Below are 15760 nucleotides of genomic sequence, written 5' to 3' on the forward strand. Positions count from 1 at the left end.
GCCTTATCTGAGCTTGAGTGTGGAAAGACCGATCAGCGCGAGAATGACGGCGATGATCCAGAAGCGGATCACGACCTGGCTCTCGGTCCAGCCCTTCTTTTCGAAATGATGGTGGATCGGCGCCATCAGGAACACGCGTTTTCCCGTCAGTTTGAACGAGGTGACCTGGATGATCACCGACATGGCTTCCATGACGAAGACGCCGCCGATGATGGCCAGAACGATTTCGTGCTTGGTGGCAACGGCGACGGCACCGATGAGACCACCCAGCGCCAGCGACCCGGTGTCGCCCATGAAAATGGCGGCGGGCGGCGCGTTGAACCAGAGAAAACCGAGACCCGCGCCGATGACAGCGCCGAGAACCACGGCGAGTTCACCCGTGCCGGGTGTGAAATGGATCTGCAGGTAATCGGCAAAGATCGCATTACCCGCGAGATAGGCAATCACCCCGAACGAGGCGGCGGCGATCATCACCGGAACGGTGGCAAGACCATCGAGACCGTCGGTGAAATTGACGGCATTGCCCGCGCCGACCATGACGAAAGCGGCAAAGGGAACGAAGAAAATGCCGAGATTGAGGATCAGCTGCTTGGCAAAGGGGAAGGTCAAGGACGAAGAGAACGGTTCCTGCCCCGCCCACATGATGGCAAGACCGGCCAGCGCGGCGACCAGGAACTCGATGCCGAGGCGCGCGCGGGCGGAAAAGCCCTTGAACGACTGTTTGCTGACCTTGAGATAATCATCGTAGAAGCCGATGGCCCCGAAGCTCACGGCAACCAGAAGCACGACCCAGACATAGATGTTGGACCAGTTGGCCCAGAGCAGCGACGAGATCAGGATACCGGTCATGATCATCAGGCCGCCCATGGTCGGCGTCCCGGCCTTCTTGAAGTGGGTCTGCGGGCCGTCCGCGCGGATCGGCTGGCCGCGGCCCTGCCGGACGCGCAGGGAGTCGATGATGCGGGGACCGAACAGAAACACGATCAGCGCCGAGGTGATCAGCGCGCCGCCGGTCCTGAACGTGATGTAGCGGAACACGTTCAGAAATTGGATATGTTCCGCCAGACCGGCCAGATAATAAAGCATAGACTATGTCCCCATCCCCGTAAGCTCACTCGGCAGGACCGGCGGGCTCCACGGCGTTGTACTTCTGTAGGATTGCCTTGACGATCCGGACAAAACCGATTCCTTTCGATGATTTGATCATGATCACATCACCGGCCCTGATCGTGTTCAGCAGATTTGACTGCAATTCGTCGACGCTCTGCCTGTATTCGGCGTGAAATTCAACCGGCAAGGCCGCTTTAAGCGCCGCCATTTCAGGTCCGCCGAGAAAAACCATGTTGATATGATTGGCCGTGATGACTGGTGCCAGGTCCGCATGCAGCTTCGGCGCCTGCTTGCCGAGTTCCAGCATGTCGCCGAGCACGGCAATGCGGCGCCCCTTGCCCGTGGGCACGGCGGCAGCAAGAAGCTCTATCGACGCGCGCACCGAAGCCGGATTGGCGTTGTAGCTCTCATCGATCAGCGTGAACGTGCCATTGCCGATTTCGAGCAGGTGGCGCGCACCGCGCCCGCTTTCCGGCCGCAGCGATGCCAGCGCCAGCGTGACCTTGGTCATGTCGGCGCCGGTCAGATGCGCCGCGCCGAGCACCGCCAGCACGTTCTGCACGATGTGCCTGCCCGGCGCGCCAACCTTGACGACGGCTTCGGAACCGGCAAGCCGTACGGTCATGCAGGAGCAGGCATCGTGCAGCTTGAGCGCGCGCAGGCGATAATCCGCCCGGGCATTCTCACCAAAACTCTTGATGTGCTCGACGCCGGCATTGCGCGCCAGCGTTTCCAGGAGCTTGTAGTGCTTGTCGTCGCGATTGAGCAAGGCATAGCCGCCGGGCACAAGCCCTTCAAAAATCTCGGCTTTTGCCGTCGCGATTTCCTGCAGGTTCTTGAAATGGCCAAGATGCGCCGGAGCGATCAGCGTGACGATTGCCACATGCGGGCGAACCATTTTCACCAGCGGACGGATTTCGTCCGCATGGTTCATGCCGATTTCAAAAACGCCGTAATCCGTGTCCTCGGGCATGCGGGCGAGCGTCAGCGGCACACCCCAGTGATTGTTGAACGAGGCAACCGATGCATGAACCTTGCCGGAATCCGCCAGGACGTGCCGCAGCGCTTCCTTGGTGGTCGTCTTGCCGACGGAACCGGTCACGGCGATGATCTGGGCATGGGAGCGTTCGCGCGCCGCAAGGCCGAGCCGCGTCATGGCCGCGAGCACGTCATCGACCACGATCATCGGGGTCTTCAGCTTGCCGAGTGCGGGGAGCTTCACTTCCGCAACCACGAGCAGTGCCGCACCGGCAGCCACCGCCGCCGTGGCAAAATCATGCCCGTCGAGTGCATCGCCCTTGATGGCGAAAAACGCTTCACCCTTGCGCAGGGTGCGCGTATCGATGGAAATCCCGGTAATGCCTTCGGGCAGCGCGCCAACCGGACGGCCGTTCATGGCCTCAATCATGGCTTCGGAGGTCCAGAGCAAACTCATGGATTGCGCTCCCGGGCCAGACGGTCCTTCAGGGCCTGGGCAACTTCCGTGTGATCGGAGAACGGCAGCACGACGGTCCCAACGGTCTGACCTTCTTCGTGGCCCTTGCCCGCGACAATCAGCGTATCGCCGGATTTCATCATGGCAACCGCCACGCGGATCGCCTCATGCCGGTCGCCGATCTCCTTCGCGCCGGGAGCGGCGGCGAGAATTTCAGCGCGGATGGTGGCGGGAACTTCCGAGCGCGGGTTGTCATCGGTCACGATGACGACATCGGCGAGGCGCGTGGCAATTTCACCCATCATCGGGCGCTTGCCCTTGTCGCGGTCGCCGCCGCAGCCGAACACCACGATGACGCGCCCTGTCGTGAAGGGACGGACCGAGGTGAGCACATTCTCCAGCGCATCGGGCTTGTGGGCGTAATCGACATAGGCGGGCGCCCCCTCTTCCGTCGCGCCGACAAGATCGAGCCGTCCAGGCGCGCCCTTCAGCCGCTCGAGGCCGCGCATGGCCGCAGCGGCGGGAACGCCTGTTGCAATCGCAAGCCCTGCGGCCACAAGACCATTGGCCACCTGGAAATCTCCTGCCAGCGGCAGGGTGATCTCAAAGATCTCGCCGGCAATCTGCACTTCCACATGCTGGCGGAACCGCTCATGCTCGACACGCTTCAGCGTGATGAATTCGCCCTTGCGGCCGACCGTCAGCACCTTGCAACCGGCTTCGATGGCTGCCGCTATGGTCGGCTTGGAAAAGGGATCGTCGGCGAAAATGACGGCAGGCGCGCCCTTCGGCAGCAGTTCCCTGAACAGACGCAGTTTGGCGGCGTGATATTCCTCGACCGTCGGATGATAATCCATGTGGTCCCGGCCAAGATTGGTGAAAGCACCGGCCGACAGCTTCACACCGTCGAGGCGGCGCTGGTCAAGGCCATGCGACGAGGCTTCCATGGCCGCATGGGTAACACCCTCTTCGACCAGTTCGCTCAGCAGCTTGTGCAGTTCGACGGGATCAGGCGTGGTCAATGAACCGTAATCATTGCGCGTCGGCGAAACCACGCCTGTCGTGCCGATGCTGGCCGAGGCGAAACCGGCATTGGCCCAGATCTGGCGGGTGAAGGATGCCACCGATGTCTTGCCGCTGGTGCCGGTGATGGCGACCATCACATCCGGCTGCACCCGGTAGAAGCTGGCAGCCGCAAGCGCGAGCGCACGGCGCGGATCGTCCACATAGATGATCGGGGCGGAGACGTTGCTCAGCTTGGAATCGCTGGCGGCAACGATGATCGCAGCGCCGCGTTTTGCCGCGTCCGCAGCATAAACGCTGCCGTCCGCCTTCGAGCCTTTCAGGGCCGCGAAGAGGAAGCCGGGCATGACCTCACGCGAATCGGAAGTCAGGCCATTGATCGTCGTTTCCCCGAATTCGGAGATTGCCAGGGCAGGTATGCCGTTCAATTCTTTCAGTTTCATGACCGAATCTGCTTTACTCATCACTGTCGTAGGAAACCTGCAATGGCGCGACTTGTTGGCCGAAATCGGGCTTTACCCCGAGAAACGATGCGGATCTGCGGATAATTTCCGCCACCATGGGTGCCGCGTTGAAGGCTGCGATACCGCTGCTCTGCCCTTCGGCAGGCTTTGGTTCGTCGATAATGGTCAAAACGACATATTCCGGTTTTTCGATCGGAAAGGCCGCCACGAAGGCGTTGAACCGCAGATCCTTGGCATAGCGGCCATTGACAACCTTGTCCGCCGTTCCGGTCTTGCCGCCGACGCGGTAGCCCTTGACGTTGGCGTTGCGGCCCGAGCCGGTATCGCCGTTGAGCTTGTAGAGATAGCGCATGTCATCGCTGGTTTTCGGCTTGATGACCTGTTCGGCCATGGTCTGTGCCTGTTCCAGCGTACGCGGCAGGAAAGTCGGTTCGATCAGCCGGCCGCCATTGACCAGCGCCGCGGCGCCGACCGCCGTCTGCAGCGGTGTCGTGGCCATGCCGTGGCCGAAGGAGATCGTGATCGAATTCACCTTCTTCCACACTTTCGGCGAATAGGGCTTGGCGACCTCCGGCAGTTCCGTCTTCATCGGATCGAGCAGGCCGAGACGCGTCAGGAACGCCCGGTGATTTTCGATGCCCACCGCATCGGCTTCCCGCGCCGAGCCGATGTTGGAGGAGAAGACGAAAACTTCCGGCAGGGTCAGCACACGCGCCTTGCCATGGAAATCGTGGATCGTCTGGCGACCGATGGTGATCGGGCGTGTCGCATCATAGGTCGTGTTCAGCGTCGCCCCGTGGTCGAGCGACATGGCGGTGGTGAAACTCTTGATCGTCGAGCCCATCTCGTAGAGACCGGCCGACATGCGGTTGAGGTGGTCCTTGTCGAGCGCATTGAACGGGTTGTTCGGATCAAAATCCGGCGCCGAGGCCATGGCCATCACTTCGCCGGTATTGACGTTGAGAACAACGGCACCCGCCGCAATGGCGCGGTATTTCTGCATCGCATTGACCACGACGTCGCGCACCACATGCTGGACGCGCAGGTCGATCGACAGGCGCACCGGCGCCAGCGAACGCCCGTCCGCAAGGCCGACATCGCGCAGGTCGGACAGCCCCTGCGAGTCGATGTACTTCTCCATGCCGGCAATGCCCTGATTGTCGATATTGACGAGACCAAGGATATGCGACGCCGTCGGGCCGCCGGGATAGAAGCGTGATTTTTCCGTGCGGAAGCCGATGCCGGGAATGCCCAGCGCCATGATCTGGCTCTTCTGCTGCGGTGTCAGGCCGCGCTTCAGCCAGGCAAAGCCTGCGCCGCTCTTCAGGCGGCTGTAGGTCTGTTCGAAGTTGAGATCCGGCAGGACGGTCGACAGCAGCTCATAGGCTTCATCGGGATCGATGATCTTGCGCGGCTCGGCATAGAGCGATGCGGTCTTGATATCGGTTGCCAGCACTTCGCCGTTGCGGTCGAGAATATCCGGCCGCGAGGCCAGAACGGTGCCGGTCGGACCGTTGTAGCCGGTGGTATCTTCCTGCATCCCGTAGAAAATCAGGCGTCCGCTGATAACGCCATAAATGCCGATAAAGCAGATCATGGCCATCATCACGCGGTTGCGCGCGCGATTGCCCGTCTTCTTCTTGCGCGCATCCATTTCGAATGCCGGTGCCGTTCCGTTTTCCAGCTGCGCTGTTTTCCGCTTGATCCAGATGCCCATCTTAATGCGCAGCCCCCTTCGGTTTCGCGCCGGGGACGGCCGCAACGGTTGCCCTGCGCACGCTGCCGGTCTTGATCGTATCGGTCTTTTTCACGGCAGGCCCCGCATCGGCTTCAGTGATGAGGTTGGCGACGTCATCGATCTTTTCGGCGGCGGGTTTGGCTTTCGGAATCTCGTTGATGTTGGCGATCTGCTGCGCCTCGACCGGCTGCAGGTTGAGCTGGCCCTGGAAGGAGGCAACCAGCTTCTGCAGGCGGTTGGGCTGCGTCAGCAGGCTCCAGTCGGCCTTCAGGAGATCAATCGTATCCTTCTCGTCGGCGATCATCCGCTGGATCTTGTGCACTTCCGTCATCTGCTTTTCAGCATCGTGCTTGATTTTATAGGTGATGCCGGCCGCTGCGATCATCAGCCCGATCAATATGATGTCGAAGGTGCGCAGCATGGATCAGCTCCTCGCCGTTTCATGAAAATGCGGAAGATTGGGCAGGCCGTAGATCGAATGATCTTCAGCCAGCGGCGGGTTTTCGGTGCGGATGGCAGCACGCAGCTTGGCCGAGCGCGCACGCGGATTGCTTTCCGTCTCCGCCTCGGTCGGCGCAACTACGCCCTTGCCGATGGGGGTGAAGCTTGCCAGGCGCACCTGCACCTGCGGCAGATGGCGCGAACCGCCGCTCGAACCGGCGCGGTCGTTGAAGAAGCGCTTGACGATGCGGTCCTCGAGCGAATGGAAGGTCACGACAACCAGGCGGCCGCCCGGCTTGAGTGCCCGCTCGGCCGCATGCAGCGCGCGGACGAGTTCGCCCAGTTCGTCATTGACGAAAATGCGCAGCGCCTGAAACACGCGCGTTGCCGGATGGATCGGAATCTTCGGATTGCGCCCGACCAGCGCTTCGATGGCATTGGCCAGATCGCGGGTGCGGTGAAACGGCTCGGTGGTGCGGCGCTTTTCGATCATGCGTGCGATGCGGCCCGCATGGCGCTCCTCGCCGAGGAAATTGAAGATGCGGGCAAGATCGCCCGTCTTGAGGCGGTTGACCACGTCGGCGGCGCTTGGCCCTGAACTTGACATGCGCATGTCGAGCGGCCCGTCCTTCTGGAAGGAAAAGCCGCGCTCGGCCTCGTCGATCTGCATGGAGGACACGCCGATGTCCAGCACGATGCCGTCGGGAGCACCCAGCAATGCAACCTGATCCAGTGTCGAGAAAGTGCCCTGCACGAGCGTGAGGCGGCCCGCATGGGCCTTTTCCAGCGCCCGCCCGGCTTCGATGGCCGAGGGATCGCGGTCGATGGCCGTCACCGATGCGCCGGTATCGAGAATACGGCGGGTATAACCGCCTGCACCGAACGTGCCGTCGATGATCAATTGACCGGGACCGGGTTTCAGTGCGGCGATGACTTCATCGAGCAGGACGGGTATGTGGCGCGCTTCATCCTGACCGCCGGCACCCGCCATCACCTGTTTCCTGTCTGATTGTCCAGATTTTCCAGCCGCCGCCGCTCCATCAGGCGTTGACGTACCTTTGCCCGATGCGTTTCGAACTGCTCCGGCTGCCACATCTGAAAATGCGTGTTCGCCCCCGCAAAGGTCACATCGGTCGTGATGCCCGTATGCTCGCGCAGGAAATCCGTCACCGTGATCCGTCCATCCGCGTCCAGCTTGAGAAAGCCGCCATCCGCATGCAGGTAGAAAGACATATCGTCTGCCATTTCGGCGAAGGGATCCTCGCTCTCCAGCCGCTTGTCGAAGCGCGTCAGCAGATCCGGTCCGCCCGCATCGAGGGCAGGAAGATGCAGGGAGCGCAGGGCGTACAGTTCCGTGTGGCCGGCCTGCTGGATGATCGAACGGAAATGCGCCGGTACGGAAACCCGTCCCTTCGCATCGATCCTGTTCGTTACATGTCCGAGGAACCGGTTCAAAACGCAACACCGCCGTTTCCGCCACGAAGGCCTGTTTCATTTCTACCCCTGCTCCACCCCTGGGAGCCCCATCAATAGCCGCGGAAGCATTGGCCGAACGGGCCGAATGCAAGCCCTGGCATGCCAAATCCAATGTCGGGAAACACCGTGTCGACTGAACGCTACTGATGAAACCAATCGATATCATGGGGCACTATGGGCGTCAATGGGATTAGAGAACACATGGTGGGAGCAAGCCTGCAATCAGACGCACTTCCGGCGATTCTGAATTTATGGCTCATTAAGCTTAATGAACGGTTAGGAAACCGGTTGGGCGGTATGATTGAAGCCTTTGCGGAGGCGTAGTGCGTGGTTCGACAAGCTCACCATGAGGGAGGTGATTTGGTGACAAGCCCAATCGGAAAGATCGCAGAACTTGGCTTCCTGCAATCCTCATCTTTCCTCATGGTGAGCTTGTCGAACCACGCACGATGCATCTGCAGTCGCGTGCAACCGTAAGAAGGATGAAGTGTCAGCTGGCCTGTAAGCCGGGTTCTGTATGGCCGGACTTGCATCCGGCGCGGCAGCCATTCATCTTGGACGGATGTTGCCATCCGCCTCCTGCAACCTACCCGGACGACTGACCGGAAACTGATCGCCAGGCTTTCGCCTGACACGCCGTCCCTATTCGGTTTTGCTCCCGGTGGGGTTTACCTTGCCGTTCCTGTTACCAGCAACGCGGTGGGCTCTTACCCCACCCTTTCACCCTTACCCCGTCATTCCTTGCGCCCAACCGGCAATGATCCGGCGCAACGAAAGACGGGGCGGTTTCCTTTCTGTGGCACTTTCCCTGGGGTCGCCCCCGCCGGACGTTATCCGGCACCGTGTTTCCCTGGAGCCCGGACTTTCCTCACATGCCGCCTTTCGGCTTCTGACATGCGCGGCTGCCCGGCCAGCTGACGAAGCGTATAAAAGGGTTTCGCAGCAAAAACGCAAATGAAAAAGGCCGGATTGGTTATCCGGCCCTCATCTTTGTAACGATCTCCAACGGTTTTAGTTGGAAGCCATTTCCATCTTCACCTTGGCGCAATAGTTGGCCGAGACCGGGTTCATGCGCGTTGCGCCATGACCGGCATTGTAGCGCAGGATGGTACCGCAGGTCGTGCCGTTGCCGAGCTTGTGTGCCCCGGCCAGATATTTCATGCCCCAGCGGATATTGGTTTCGGGATTGTAGAGCGCCTGGCGGGTGCCGGTATAGCCAAGGCCGCGCGCCGTTTCGAGCTTGATCTGCATCAGGCCGATTTCACCAGCGCTGCCGGTCATGTCGGCGCGGTAGTTGCTTTCCACCCGGACCACGGCATTGGCGAGGGAAGCCGGCACGCCGTAGGACGCGGCGTAGGAATTGATGATCGTCGTATACTTCATTGATCCGGCGGCGGAGGGGATGCTGCCCGTCGTCATCGTGTCGACATTGGCGAGATTCCTGTGGCGCACCTTGGTTCTGAGCCGGACCTTGGTTTCGACAACCGGACGCTTGGATGACGCCAGGGTCTTCTTGCTGGCATGGGTCTTTACGACGCTCTTTTTACCCTTGCTTGCTGTCTGGGCAGTCTTGGCGGATTTCCCGCCTTCTTTATCCTTTTCCGCTGCGGCCCGCTTGGCCTTGAGGTAGTCCATCAGGTTTGTCGGCTCTGCAGGACTGCTGTATGCTGAATTTGCGCCAAAGAAGGCCGTCGCCCCAACAAGGGCGAGAATCATACCAAATTTTTTTGTCATCGTTTTCCGTCTAAATCGCTTGGGCAATACGAGCGCACTGCCGGACCCCGTTCCGCGCCAAAAATCTAAAAGGGCATTACCGGAACAATGTCCAAGGATGTGACGGTCCAATGCAGCCGAATATGGGTCGGCCAAATAACAAAGTGTAACACATTGAAATATATAGGTTGCAGTGCACAAATAAACGCCGGGAAAGCATTTTTTTACAGAGAGTTAAGCATGAAGCGCGGGAAGTGCGGAAAGTACACGATGCAGGGTTTCAATGGTTGACATGTCGGCGACTCCGTCGACTTTTTCCGGGCGAAAATGGCGCTGGAACGCTAAAATGCCTAATTCTGTCGACCGTCCGAACACACTGTCGATAGGCACATCATAGCCGTAGAGCGCCAGCATGCTCTGCAATGCCTCCACCGGCTGGCCCTGATCGCCGAGGGAAAAGAAGCGTCCGCCGCGGATCGGTGATGGCTGTACCCAGTGCCCCACGCCGGAATTGTAGAGAACGGGCCACGGGAATTTTTCACCGGGATCAATCTTGCGCGCGGGCGCGATATCGGAGTGGGCAAGCACGTTTTCCGGGCGCATCTTGTGGCGCGACACGATCCCCTTGCACAGGTCGATCACCGCATCGATCTGCGCATCGCCGAAATCGGGGAAATTCAGCAGCGGTCCGCCATTGACGATCTCGATGCCGATGGAGCGGGAATTGATATCCGTCTCGCCCTTCCAGGAGCTTTGTCCGGCATGCCAGGCGCGCTGGCTTTCCGGCACGAGCTGAACGATGCGCCCGTCCTCGTGCACGACGTAGTGGGCGGAAACTTCGCTTTGCGGATTGGTCAGCCAGCCCTCGGCCGCCTCCCCGGTTTCCATGCCGGTATAATGCAGGACGAGATAGGACGGATGCTTGCCGTCCTTGCGCGGGCCAAAATTCGGTGAGGGATGCACTTCCGCGCGTAAATGGTCCGGTTTAAACGCGTTCATATGCCTTCAAATCTTTTTCGACTTTTTCCCAGGCCGCATTGATAGCGGCAATGCGCTGATTGGCAATAGCGACGAATTCCTCCGGCACGCCGCGGGCGATCAGCATGTCCGGATGATTTTCCCGCACCAGCGCCCTGTAGCGCTTGCGGGCGTCTTCGAAACTGACATCCCGCGCCAGACCGAGAACCACAAACGGGTCCGCCTGTCCCCGCCCGACATGCCGCGCCAGAATGCTGTCGAACTGCTCTTCATCGAGCGCGAAAATCTCGGCGACCGTGCCCAGGAAGATCAGTTCCTTGTCATGCAGCGAGCCGTCAGCCTTGGCGATGTGGAAAAGGCCGTCGAGAATATCTTCCAGCATCTTGCAGTTCGGCTTGCCGGTGCCGCACAGGGAGGCCAGTTGCGCCGCATAGGTCTCGTAACCCGCCACATCCTGCTTGGCGAGATTGTAGAGCCGGGTCACCTGATCCTGGTAGCGCGGCGGAACATGGAAGATCTCGTGAAATGCCTTGACCTCGACTTCGGTGACGACACCGTCAGCCTTGGCCATTTTGGCCGAGAGCGCAATCATGGCGATGGAGAACGCGACGCGCCTGCGGGTTTCGGGGTCTCCCTCGAAGGCCGTGCGCACGGCTTCGATGATGCTGGAGAAAGCATCGATGGCAGTGCTGGTAATGAAGTCGCTGATACGGCGCCAGATTGACATGGTATTGTTTTATTCAAATTCTTTCGCAATTGCGAGAGCCATCTGGAACAAGCCGGGCAGACTGGTTGCCGCACCTGTCAAAATAGAATGGCCGGCGCGAAGCCGGCCATTCTCATCGGGGATAGCGGCTCTTACTGAACGCCGAGCGTATCCTTCATGACTTTTTCTGCAGCATCCGCAGCGGCCTTGATCTGGTCGGCCGTCTGGCCGGCAGCCTTGGCCGCATCTTCGGCAGCCTTGCGGGCGGTGGCGACAGCAGCCTGTTTCTGCTCAGCCGTCATGGTCGCAGCCTGCTCTTTCAGCTTCTTCAGAGTATCCGCCGCATTCATCGGCGCTGCTGGCGCTGCGGGTGTTGCCGGAGCCTGCGTTGTGGACGGCGTTGCCGGAGCGGCAGGCTTGGCCGGTGTTGCAGCAGGCTGTTCGGTCGCTGCCGGAGCCTTCTTTTCCTCTTCCTTCTTGCCGCAAGCGGTCAGTGCAAGAAGCGAAACCATACCAAGTGAAATAAGTAATTTGCTGTTCATGGGTATACCCTCTCCGTTTCAACCAAATACGTCCCTCACGCAGTTATCTTACCTCAATTGAGGCAAAGTTGGGTCTTGTTTTAAAGTTCGGTTAACTTTTCATCGGAGAGCAGCAAAACGGGCAGGAAACCCGGCGTTTCCGGCGGGTTGTGCCAAGCCTGTTCTTTTGCAAAACTTGCCCTATCCGATCCCACGCCAGCAGAGTGCCCCGCATGTCCCCTTCCCCTTTGATTCGTGTCCTGACGGCGCACGATGCCGCCGCCTTCCAGGCCCTGCGCCTGCATGGCCTTCAGAGCACACCGGAAAGTTTCGGCTCGAGCTACGAGGATGAGGTTGGCCGCACGCCCGCCGAGATTGAGCGCATGCTCGACGGCAGGCCCAATGCCGTGTTCGGTGCCTTTGCCGGGAGCGAACTGGTCGGCATGGCCGGTTTCGCGACGACGGCCAAGGTCAAACAGAAGCACAAGGGTCTCTTGTGGGGCGTTTTCGTTCATGCGGACTGGCGCGGCCACGATCTTGGCAGGAAGCTGACCCTGGCGGTCATCGGCCATGCCCGGGATCACGTCGACACGCTGCACGCAACGGTCATGGCAGCCAACCTGCCTGCCCGCACGCTCTATCTCGGATTGGGCTTCACGGTTTTCGGCTTGGAAAAGGATGCCCTGCGCATCGACGGCCAATCCTACGATGATGAATTGCTGCGGCTCGATTTGCGCTGACACCGCCGGCAAAAATCGTCACGCCATCTTGAAAATGAAACGGATTTGGTTTATGTCGCTAGATAATAATTAGCACACTACTTATTGTCTGGCTATGATATGACCCCGATGACGCCCCGCGATACCTACATTGACGAGCTTTCGAAAGTCAGCCGCAAGATCCGCACATTGTTCGATGCGCGGGTCAAGCAGCGCGGTCTTACCTTTGCACGCGCCCGGACCATGATGCTGCTCGACCGCATGGAAATTCTCAGCCAGAAGGATCTGGCGGAGGAATTGGAAATCGAAACGCCCACCATGGTGCGGCTGCTCGACGGCCTGGAAAAGCAGGGCTTTATCGAACGGCGCTCCGTGGACGGCGACCGCCGTGCCAAGCAGATCGTCATGACACCGCTGGGTGCGGAACTGGCCAGCGAGGTCAGCCAGCTGGCGCAGGAACTGCGCGCAGAGTTTCTGAATGGCGTGGACGAGACGGCGCTTGTTGCCGGACTTGAGGTCATGCGTGCCATCAACCGCAACATCGGCGACATGGACAAGGATCAGAACGGATGATCCGCGAGGCAGAATTCGTCGGGTATGACCCGCTGAAGCTGCAACCGGAACCACCGGAGGAAGCGGTGCTGCCCGCTGCAACGCCGCCAGCTCCACCACCCGCCATCAGCCCCTACCGCTCCGCCATCTATATCGCCGCCTCGACGCTGCTCTCCCTCACGCAGGGGCTGGGCATGAACCTCATCGCCACCAATGTGGCGCAGATTCAGGGCTATCTCGGCGCAACCAATACCGAAACCACATGGCTGATCGCCGCCTATATGGCGCCGAATGTCAGCCTTTCCGTCGCACTGATCAAAATCCGCAACCAGTATGGCTTGCGCAACTTTGCCGAACTGAGCATTGCCGGTTTCGTTCTCGTCTCGCTGATGCACCTGTTCGTCACCGACCTGCAATCGGCCATCATCATCCGCTTTTTCAGTGGCGTTGCCGCATCGCCCATGTCGAGTCTCGCTTTCCTCTACATGCTGGAGGCCTTTCCGCCGGCGCGCAAACTCACCGTCGCCGTGTGCCTCGTCCTCACCAACATCTCGCTCGCCTCGCCGCTCGCCCGCCTGCTGTCGCCCACCCTTTTGGAATTCGGCCAATGGCAGGGTCTCTACATGTTCGAGATATCGCTTGCCTTCATCGCCTTCGCCACGATCTACCTGCTGCCGCTCACGCCCGTGCCGCGCGCCAAGGTTATCGAAAAGCTCGACATCGTGAGCTATCTGCTGATTGCCATCGGCTTTGGCTGTACCGCCGTCGTGCTCGTGACCGGGCGGCTCTACTGGTGGGCGGAAGCGCCATGGCTCGGCATTCTTCTCGCCATTGCCGTCATCACGGTCACCATGGCGGTCGTCATCGAACTCAACCGGGAAAAGCCCCTGCTCGACATCCGCTGGATCGCCAGCCGGGAAATGCTGCATCTGGCGGGGACGATCCTGCTGTTCCGGCTGATCGTTTCCGAGCAATCCACCGTTGCCACCAATTTCTTCCAGAACCTGGGGTTGCTGAACGAGCAGATCGCCGCGCTCTATGGGGTGATGATGGTGTCGATGATCGTGGCAGGCCTGTGCTGCGCTGCGGTGATGAAGCCGGAACGCGGCCCTGCCATCCATGCGGTGGCGCTGGTCTTCCTGATCGTCGGTTCCTACATGGACAGTCAGGCGACAAACCTGACCCGCCCCGACAACATGTATCTGAGCCAGGCGCTGATCGCGGCGGCCACGGCCATCTTCCTGCCGCCCGCCATGTCGGCCGGCCTCACCTCTGCCCTGAAACGGGGCCCGAGCTATATCCTCAATTTCATCATTGTGTTCCTGGCGACGCAAAGCCTCGGCGGGCTGCTCGGAACCGCCGTCTTCGGCAGCTTCGTCACGATCCGCGAGAAATTCCACTCCAACGTGCTGGCGGAACATATCGTCCTGTCCGACCCGCTCGTCGCCCAGCGTGTCACGCAACTGGCGAACGGCTATGGCAGGGTCATCACCGACAAGGCACTGCTCAATGCCGAAGGGATCGCGCTCCTGTCACTGCAGACGACGCGTGAAGCCAATATCCTTGCCTATAATGACGCATTCTTCCTCATTGCGGCGATCTCGTTCTTTGCCCTCGTCGCCCTTCTCACCCATGTCGGCTTTCGCTATGCCGCCGGAAAATTCATGGCTCCGCGCGTGACCGGCGAAATCGCCCAACCAAGTTCATAAGATCATGTCCCGATTGCTCCGCAACACCGCCACCCTCACCGCCATTCTTCTCGGCCTGCTCGGCCTTGTGCTGGTTCTCTATGCGTGGCGGCTGCCGCCCTTCAACAGCAATGTTGAGATCACCGAGAATGCCTATGTCAAAGGCTACGTAACCCTCATCAGCCCGCAGCTCAGCGGATACATCATCGACGTGCCGGTGCAGGACTATCAGCAGGTCAAGGAAGGACAGCTGCTGGTACGGATCGATGACCGCATCTATGCGCAGAAGCTCGAACAGGCCAAGGCGACACTGGCAAGCCAGCAGGCAGCCCTCAGCAATTCGACCCAGCTGGAAAGGGCGGCGGAAGCGCGTATCGGTTCCAGCCAGGCACAGCTCGACAGTGCCAATTCGGGCCTGCGGCGCACGCAGGCCAACTGGGCCCGCATCGAACCGCTTGCCATCAAGGGCGTCATGACGAAGAGCGATGCCGATCAGGCCGAAACCGCGCTGGAACAGGCGCAGTCGGCGGTCACCCAGGCGCAGGCAGCGCTGGAAGTTTCCAAGCAGGACCTGGAGACCATCAAGGTGAGCCGCGGCTCGCTGGAAGCCGCCGTCGGCGGGGCCGTGGCAGCCGTCAATCTCGCCGAGATCGACATGACCAACACAAAAGTCCTCGCGCCGCGCGACGGTACGGTTGGCGAAGTGGGTGCGAAACTCGGGCAGTACGTGACCGCAGGAACGCAGCTGATGGCCGTGGTGCCGCCGGATGTCTGGATCATCGCCAACTTCAAGGAAACCCAGCTCAGCGACATCAGGATCGGCCAGCCCGTGACGTTCACGGTGGACGCACTGAACCGCAAGCGCCTGAACGGCCATGTCGAGCGCTTCGCGCCGGCCACCGGCTCGGAATTCAGCGTGCTCAAGCCTGACAATGCGACCGGCAATTTCACCAAGGTTGCCCAGCGCATTTCCGTGCGCATCTCCGTCGATCCCGGCCAGGACCTGGCGCAGTATCTGGCGCCCGGCATGTCGGTCGTGGTGCGAACCGAGCTGGAAAAATAGATTTGTGCCATGTTTTTTTCCGATGCCACGGGGGTTTAGCCGCATAAGCTGAATCAATCCGGCAGGCACGTGATTCAAAACCGTCACGGCTTTGTTACATCGGAATGTTAGGCGGAGAGGAATTTCCAACAAA

15 protein-coding genes and 1 other RNA gene are annotated in these 15760 nt (G+C 60.2%); 4 read left to right on the top strand and 12 right to left on the bottom strand.

The window, feature by feature from the left end:
- Positions 1 to 3: 3 nt before the first annotated feature.
- The 12 genes from mraY to ACZ5FP_RS15970 form a co-directional block, all read right to left on the bottom strand.
- On the bottom strand, positions 4 to 1086 hold the full coding sequence (gene mraY, locus ACZ5FP_RS15915; RefSeq protein WP_105732193.1) for a phospho-N-acetylmuramoyl-pentapeptide-transferase: 1083 nt from the start codon (positions 1084 to 1086) through the stop codon (positions 4 to 6).
- A 25-nt stretch (positions 1087 to 1111) separates the two neighbouring features.
- A complete protein-coding gene (locus ACZ5FP_RS15920; RefSeq protein ID WP_223612729.1) occupies positions 1112 to 2545 on the bottom strand; it encodes a UDP-N-acetylmuramoylalanyl-D-glutamyl-2,6-diaminopimelate--D-alanyl-D-alanine ligase in 1434 nt (477 codons plus the stop codon).
- Positions 2542 to 4011 carry a UDP-N-acetylmuramoyl-L-alanyl-D-glutamate--2,6-diaminopimelate ligase gene (locus tag ACZ5FP_RS15925; RefSeq protein WP_464661239.1) on the bottom strand — a complete coding sequence of 490 codons (1470 nt, stop codon included), beginning with the start codon at positions 4009 to 4011 and terminating at the stop codon, positions 2542 to 2544. Before ACZ5FP_RS15925 ends, ACZ5FP_RS15920 begins: the two co-directional genes overlap by 4 nt.
- Positions 4012 to 4024: 13 nt before the next feature.
- Positions 4025 to 5686, bottom strand: coding sequence for a peptidoglycan D,D-transpeptidase FtsI family protein (locus ACZ5FP_RS15930; protein WP_288192470.1), 1662 nt, complete (start codon positions 5684 to 5686; stop codon positions 4025 to 4027).
- Positions 5687 to 5750: 64 nt separating this feature from the next.
- Positions 5751 to 6191, bottom strand: coding sequence for a cell division protein FtsL (ftsL, locus tag ACZ5FP_RS15935; RefSeq protein WP_288192400.1), 441 nt, complete (start codon positions 6189 to 6191; stop codon positions 5751 to 5753).
- A 3-nt stretch (positions 6192 to 6194) separates the two neighbouring features.
- Positions 6195 to 7202 (bottom strand): 16S rRNA (cytosine(1402)-N(4))-methyltransferase RsmH, encoded by a 1008-nt coding sequence (gene rsmH / locus ACZ5FP_RS15940; RefSeq protein WP_403176967.1) that lies wholly within the window; start codon positions 7200 to 7202, stop codon positions 6195 to 6197.
- On the bottom strand, positions 7202 to 7666 hold the full coding sequence (mraZ, locus tag ACZ5FP_RS15945) for a division/cell wall cluster transcriptional repressor MraZ (protein WP_346308161.1): 465 nt from the start codon (positions 7664 to 7666) through the stop codon (positions 7202 to 7204). Before mraZ ends, rsmH begins: the two co-directional genes overlap by 1 nt.
- Before the next feature lie 507 nt (positions 7667 to 8173).
- Positions 8174 to 8605: RNase P RNA component class A (rnpB, locus tag ACZ5FP_RS15950), an RNA gene on the bottom strand.
- A gap of 93 nt (positions 8606 to 8698) precedes the next feature.
- Positions 8699 to 9421, bottom strand: coding sequence for a lytic transglycosylase domain-containing protein (locus tag ACZ5FP_RS15955; protein ID WP_288192397.1), 723 nt, complete (start codon positions 9419 to 9421; stop codon positions 8699 to 8701).
- Positions 9422 to 9634: 213 nt separating this feature from the next.
- Positions 9635 to 10399 (bottom strand): N-acetylmuramoyl-L-alanine amidase, encoded by a 765-nt coding sequence (locus ACZ5FP_RS15960; RefSeq protein ID WP_464661240.1) that lies wholly within the window; start codon positions 10397 to 10399, stop codon positions 9635 to 9637.
- Positions 10386 to 11105, bottom strand: coding sequence for a J domain-containing protein (locus tag ACZ5FP_RS15965; RefSeq protein ID WP_223612722.1), 720 nt, complete (start codon positions 11103 to 11105; stop codon positions 10386 to 10388). Before ACZ5FP_RS15965 ends, ACZ5FP_RS15960 begins: the two co-directional genes overlap by 14 nt.
- A gap of 131 nt (positions 11106 to 11236) precedes the next feature.
- Positions 11237 to 11626: a hypothetical protein gene (locus ACZ5FP_RS15970; RefSeq protein WP_288192394.1), complete on the bottom strand. Its 390-nt coding sequence runs from the start codon at positions 11624 to 11626 to the stop codon at positions 11237 to 11239.
- 212 nt (positions 11627 to 11838) lie between these two features.
- On the opposite strand from ACZ5FP_RS15970, the gene ACZ5FP_RS15975 reads away from it, so the two are divergent.
- From ACZ5FP_RS15975 to ACZ5FP_RS15990, 4 genes are all read left to right on the top strand, one after another.
- A complete protein-coding gene (locus ACZ5FP_RS15975; protein ID WP_464661241.1) occupies positions 11839 to 12345 on the top strand; it encodes an N-acetyltransferase family protein in 507 nt (168 codons plus the stop codon).
- Between the two features lie 108 nt (positions 12346 to 12453).
- Positions 12454 to 12897: a MarR family winged helix-turn-helix transcriptional regulator gene (locus tag ACZ5FP_RS15980; protein WP_223612719.1), complete on the top strand. Its 444-nt coding sequence runs from the start codon at positions 12454 to 12456 to the stop codon at positions 12895 to 12897.
- The gene (locus ACZ5FP_RS15985; RefSeq protein ID WP_464661242.1) at positions 12894 to 14585 is read left to right on the top strand and encodes an MFS transporter; all 1692 of its coding nucleotides are present in this window, start codon (positions 12894 to 12896) and stop codon (positions 14583 to 14585) included. Before ACZ5FP_RS15980 ends, ACZ5FP_RS15985 begins: the two co-directional genes overlap by 4 nt.
- Before the next feature lie 4 nt (positions 14586 to 14589).
- On the top strand, positions 14590 to 15627 hold the full coding sequence (locus ACZ5FP_RS15990; protein ID WP_464661243.1) for an HlyD family secretion protein: 1038 nt from the start codon (positions 14590 to 14592) through the stop codon (positions 15625 to 15627).
- Positions 15628 to 15760 lie beyond the last annotated feature (133 nt).

This window comes from Phyllobacterium sp. T2-21 (assembly GCF_055378485.1).

Bases quoted from the DNA above. Each gene is read 5' to 3' on its own strand.
- ACZ5FP_RS15985 (WP_464661242.1), top strand. From the start codon at position 12,894: ATGATCCGCGAGGCAGAATTCGTCGGGTATGACCCGCTGAAGCTGCAA.
- ACZ5FP_RS15975 (WP_464661241.1), top strand. From the start codon at position 11,839: ATGTCCCCTTCCCCTTTGATTCGTGTCCTGACGGCGCACGATGCCGCC.
- ACZ5FP_RS15925 (WP_464661239.1), bottom strand. From the start codon at position 4,011: ATGAAACTGAAAGAATTGAACGGCATACCTGCCCTGGCAATCTCCGAA.
- ACZ5FP_RS15965 (WP_223612722.1), bottom strand. From the start codon at position 11,105: ATGTCAATCTGGCGCCGTATCAGCGACTTCATTACCAGCACTGCCATC.
- ACZ5FP_RS15980 (WP_223612719.1), top strand. From the start codon at position 12,454: ATGACGCCCCGCGATACCTACATTGACGAGCTTTCGAAAGTCAGCCGC.
- ACZ5FP_RS15930 (WP_288192470.1), bottom strand. From the start codon at position 5,686: ATGGATGCGCGCAAGAAGAAGACGGGCAATCGCGCGCGCAACCGCGTG.
- rsmH (WP_403176967.1), bottom strand. From the start codon at position 7,202: ATGGCGGGTGCCGGCGGTCAGGATGAAGCGCGCCACATACCCGTCCTG.
- ACZ5FP_RS15955 (WP_288192397.1), bottom strand. From the start codon at position 9,421: ATGACAAAAAAATTTGGTATGATTCTCGCCCTTGTTGGGGCGACGGCC.
- mraY (WP_105732193.1), bottom strand. From the start codon at position 1,086: ATGCTTTATTATCTGGCCGGTCTGGCGGAACATATCCAATTTCTGAAC.
- ACZ5FP_RS15920 (WP_223612729.1), bottom strand. From the start codon at position 2,545: ATGAGTTTGCTCTGGACCTCCGAAGCCATGATTGAGGCCATGAACGGC.
- ACZ5FP_RS15960 (WP_464661240.1), bottom strand. From the start codon at position 10,399: ATGAACGCGTTTAAACCGGACCATTTACGCGCGGAAGTGCATCCCTCA.
- ACZ5FP_RS15990 (WP_464661243.1), top strand. From the start codon at position 14,590: ATGTCCCGATTGCTCCGCAACACCGCCACCCTCACCGCCATTCTTCTC.
- ftsL (WP_288192400.1), bottom strand. From the start codon at position 6,191: ATGCTGCGCACCTTCGACATCATATTGATCGGGCTGATGATCGCAGCG.
- ACZ5FP_RS15970 (WP_288192394.1), bottom strand. From the start codon at position 11,626: ATGAACAGCAAATTACTTATTTCACTTGGTATGGTTTCGCTTCTTGCA.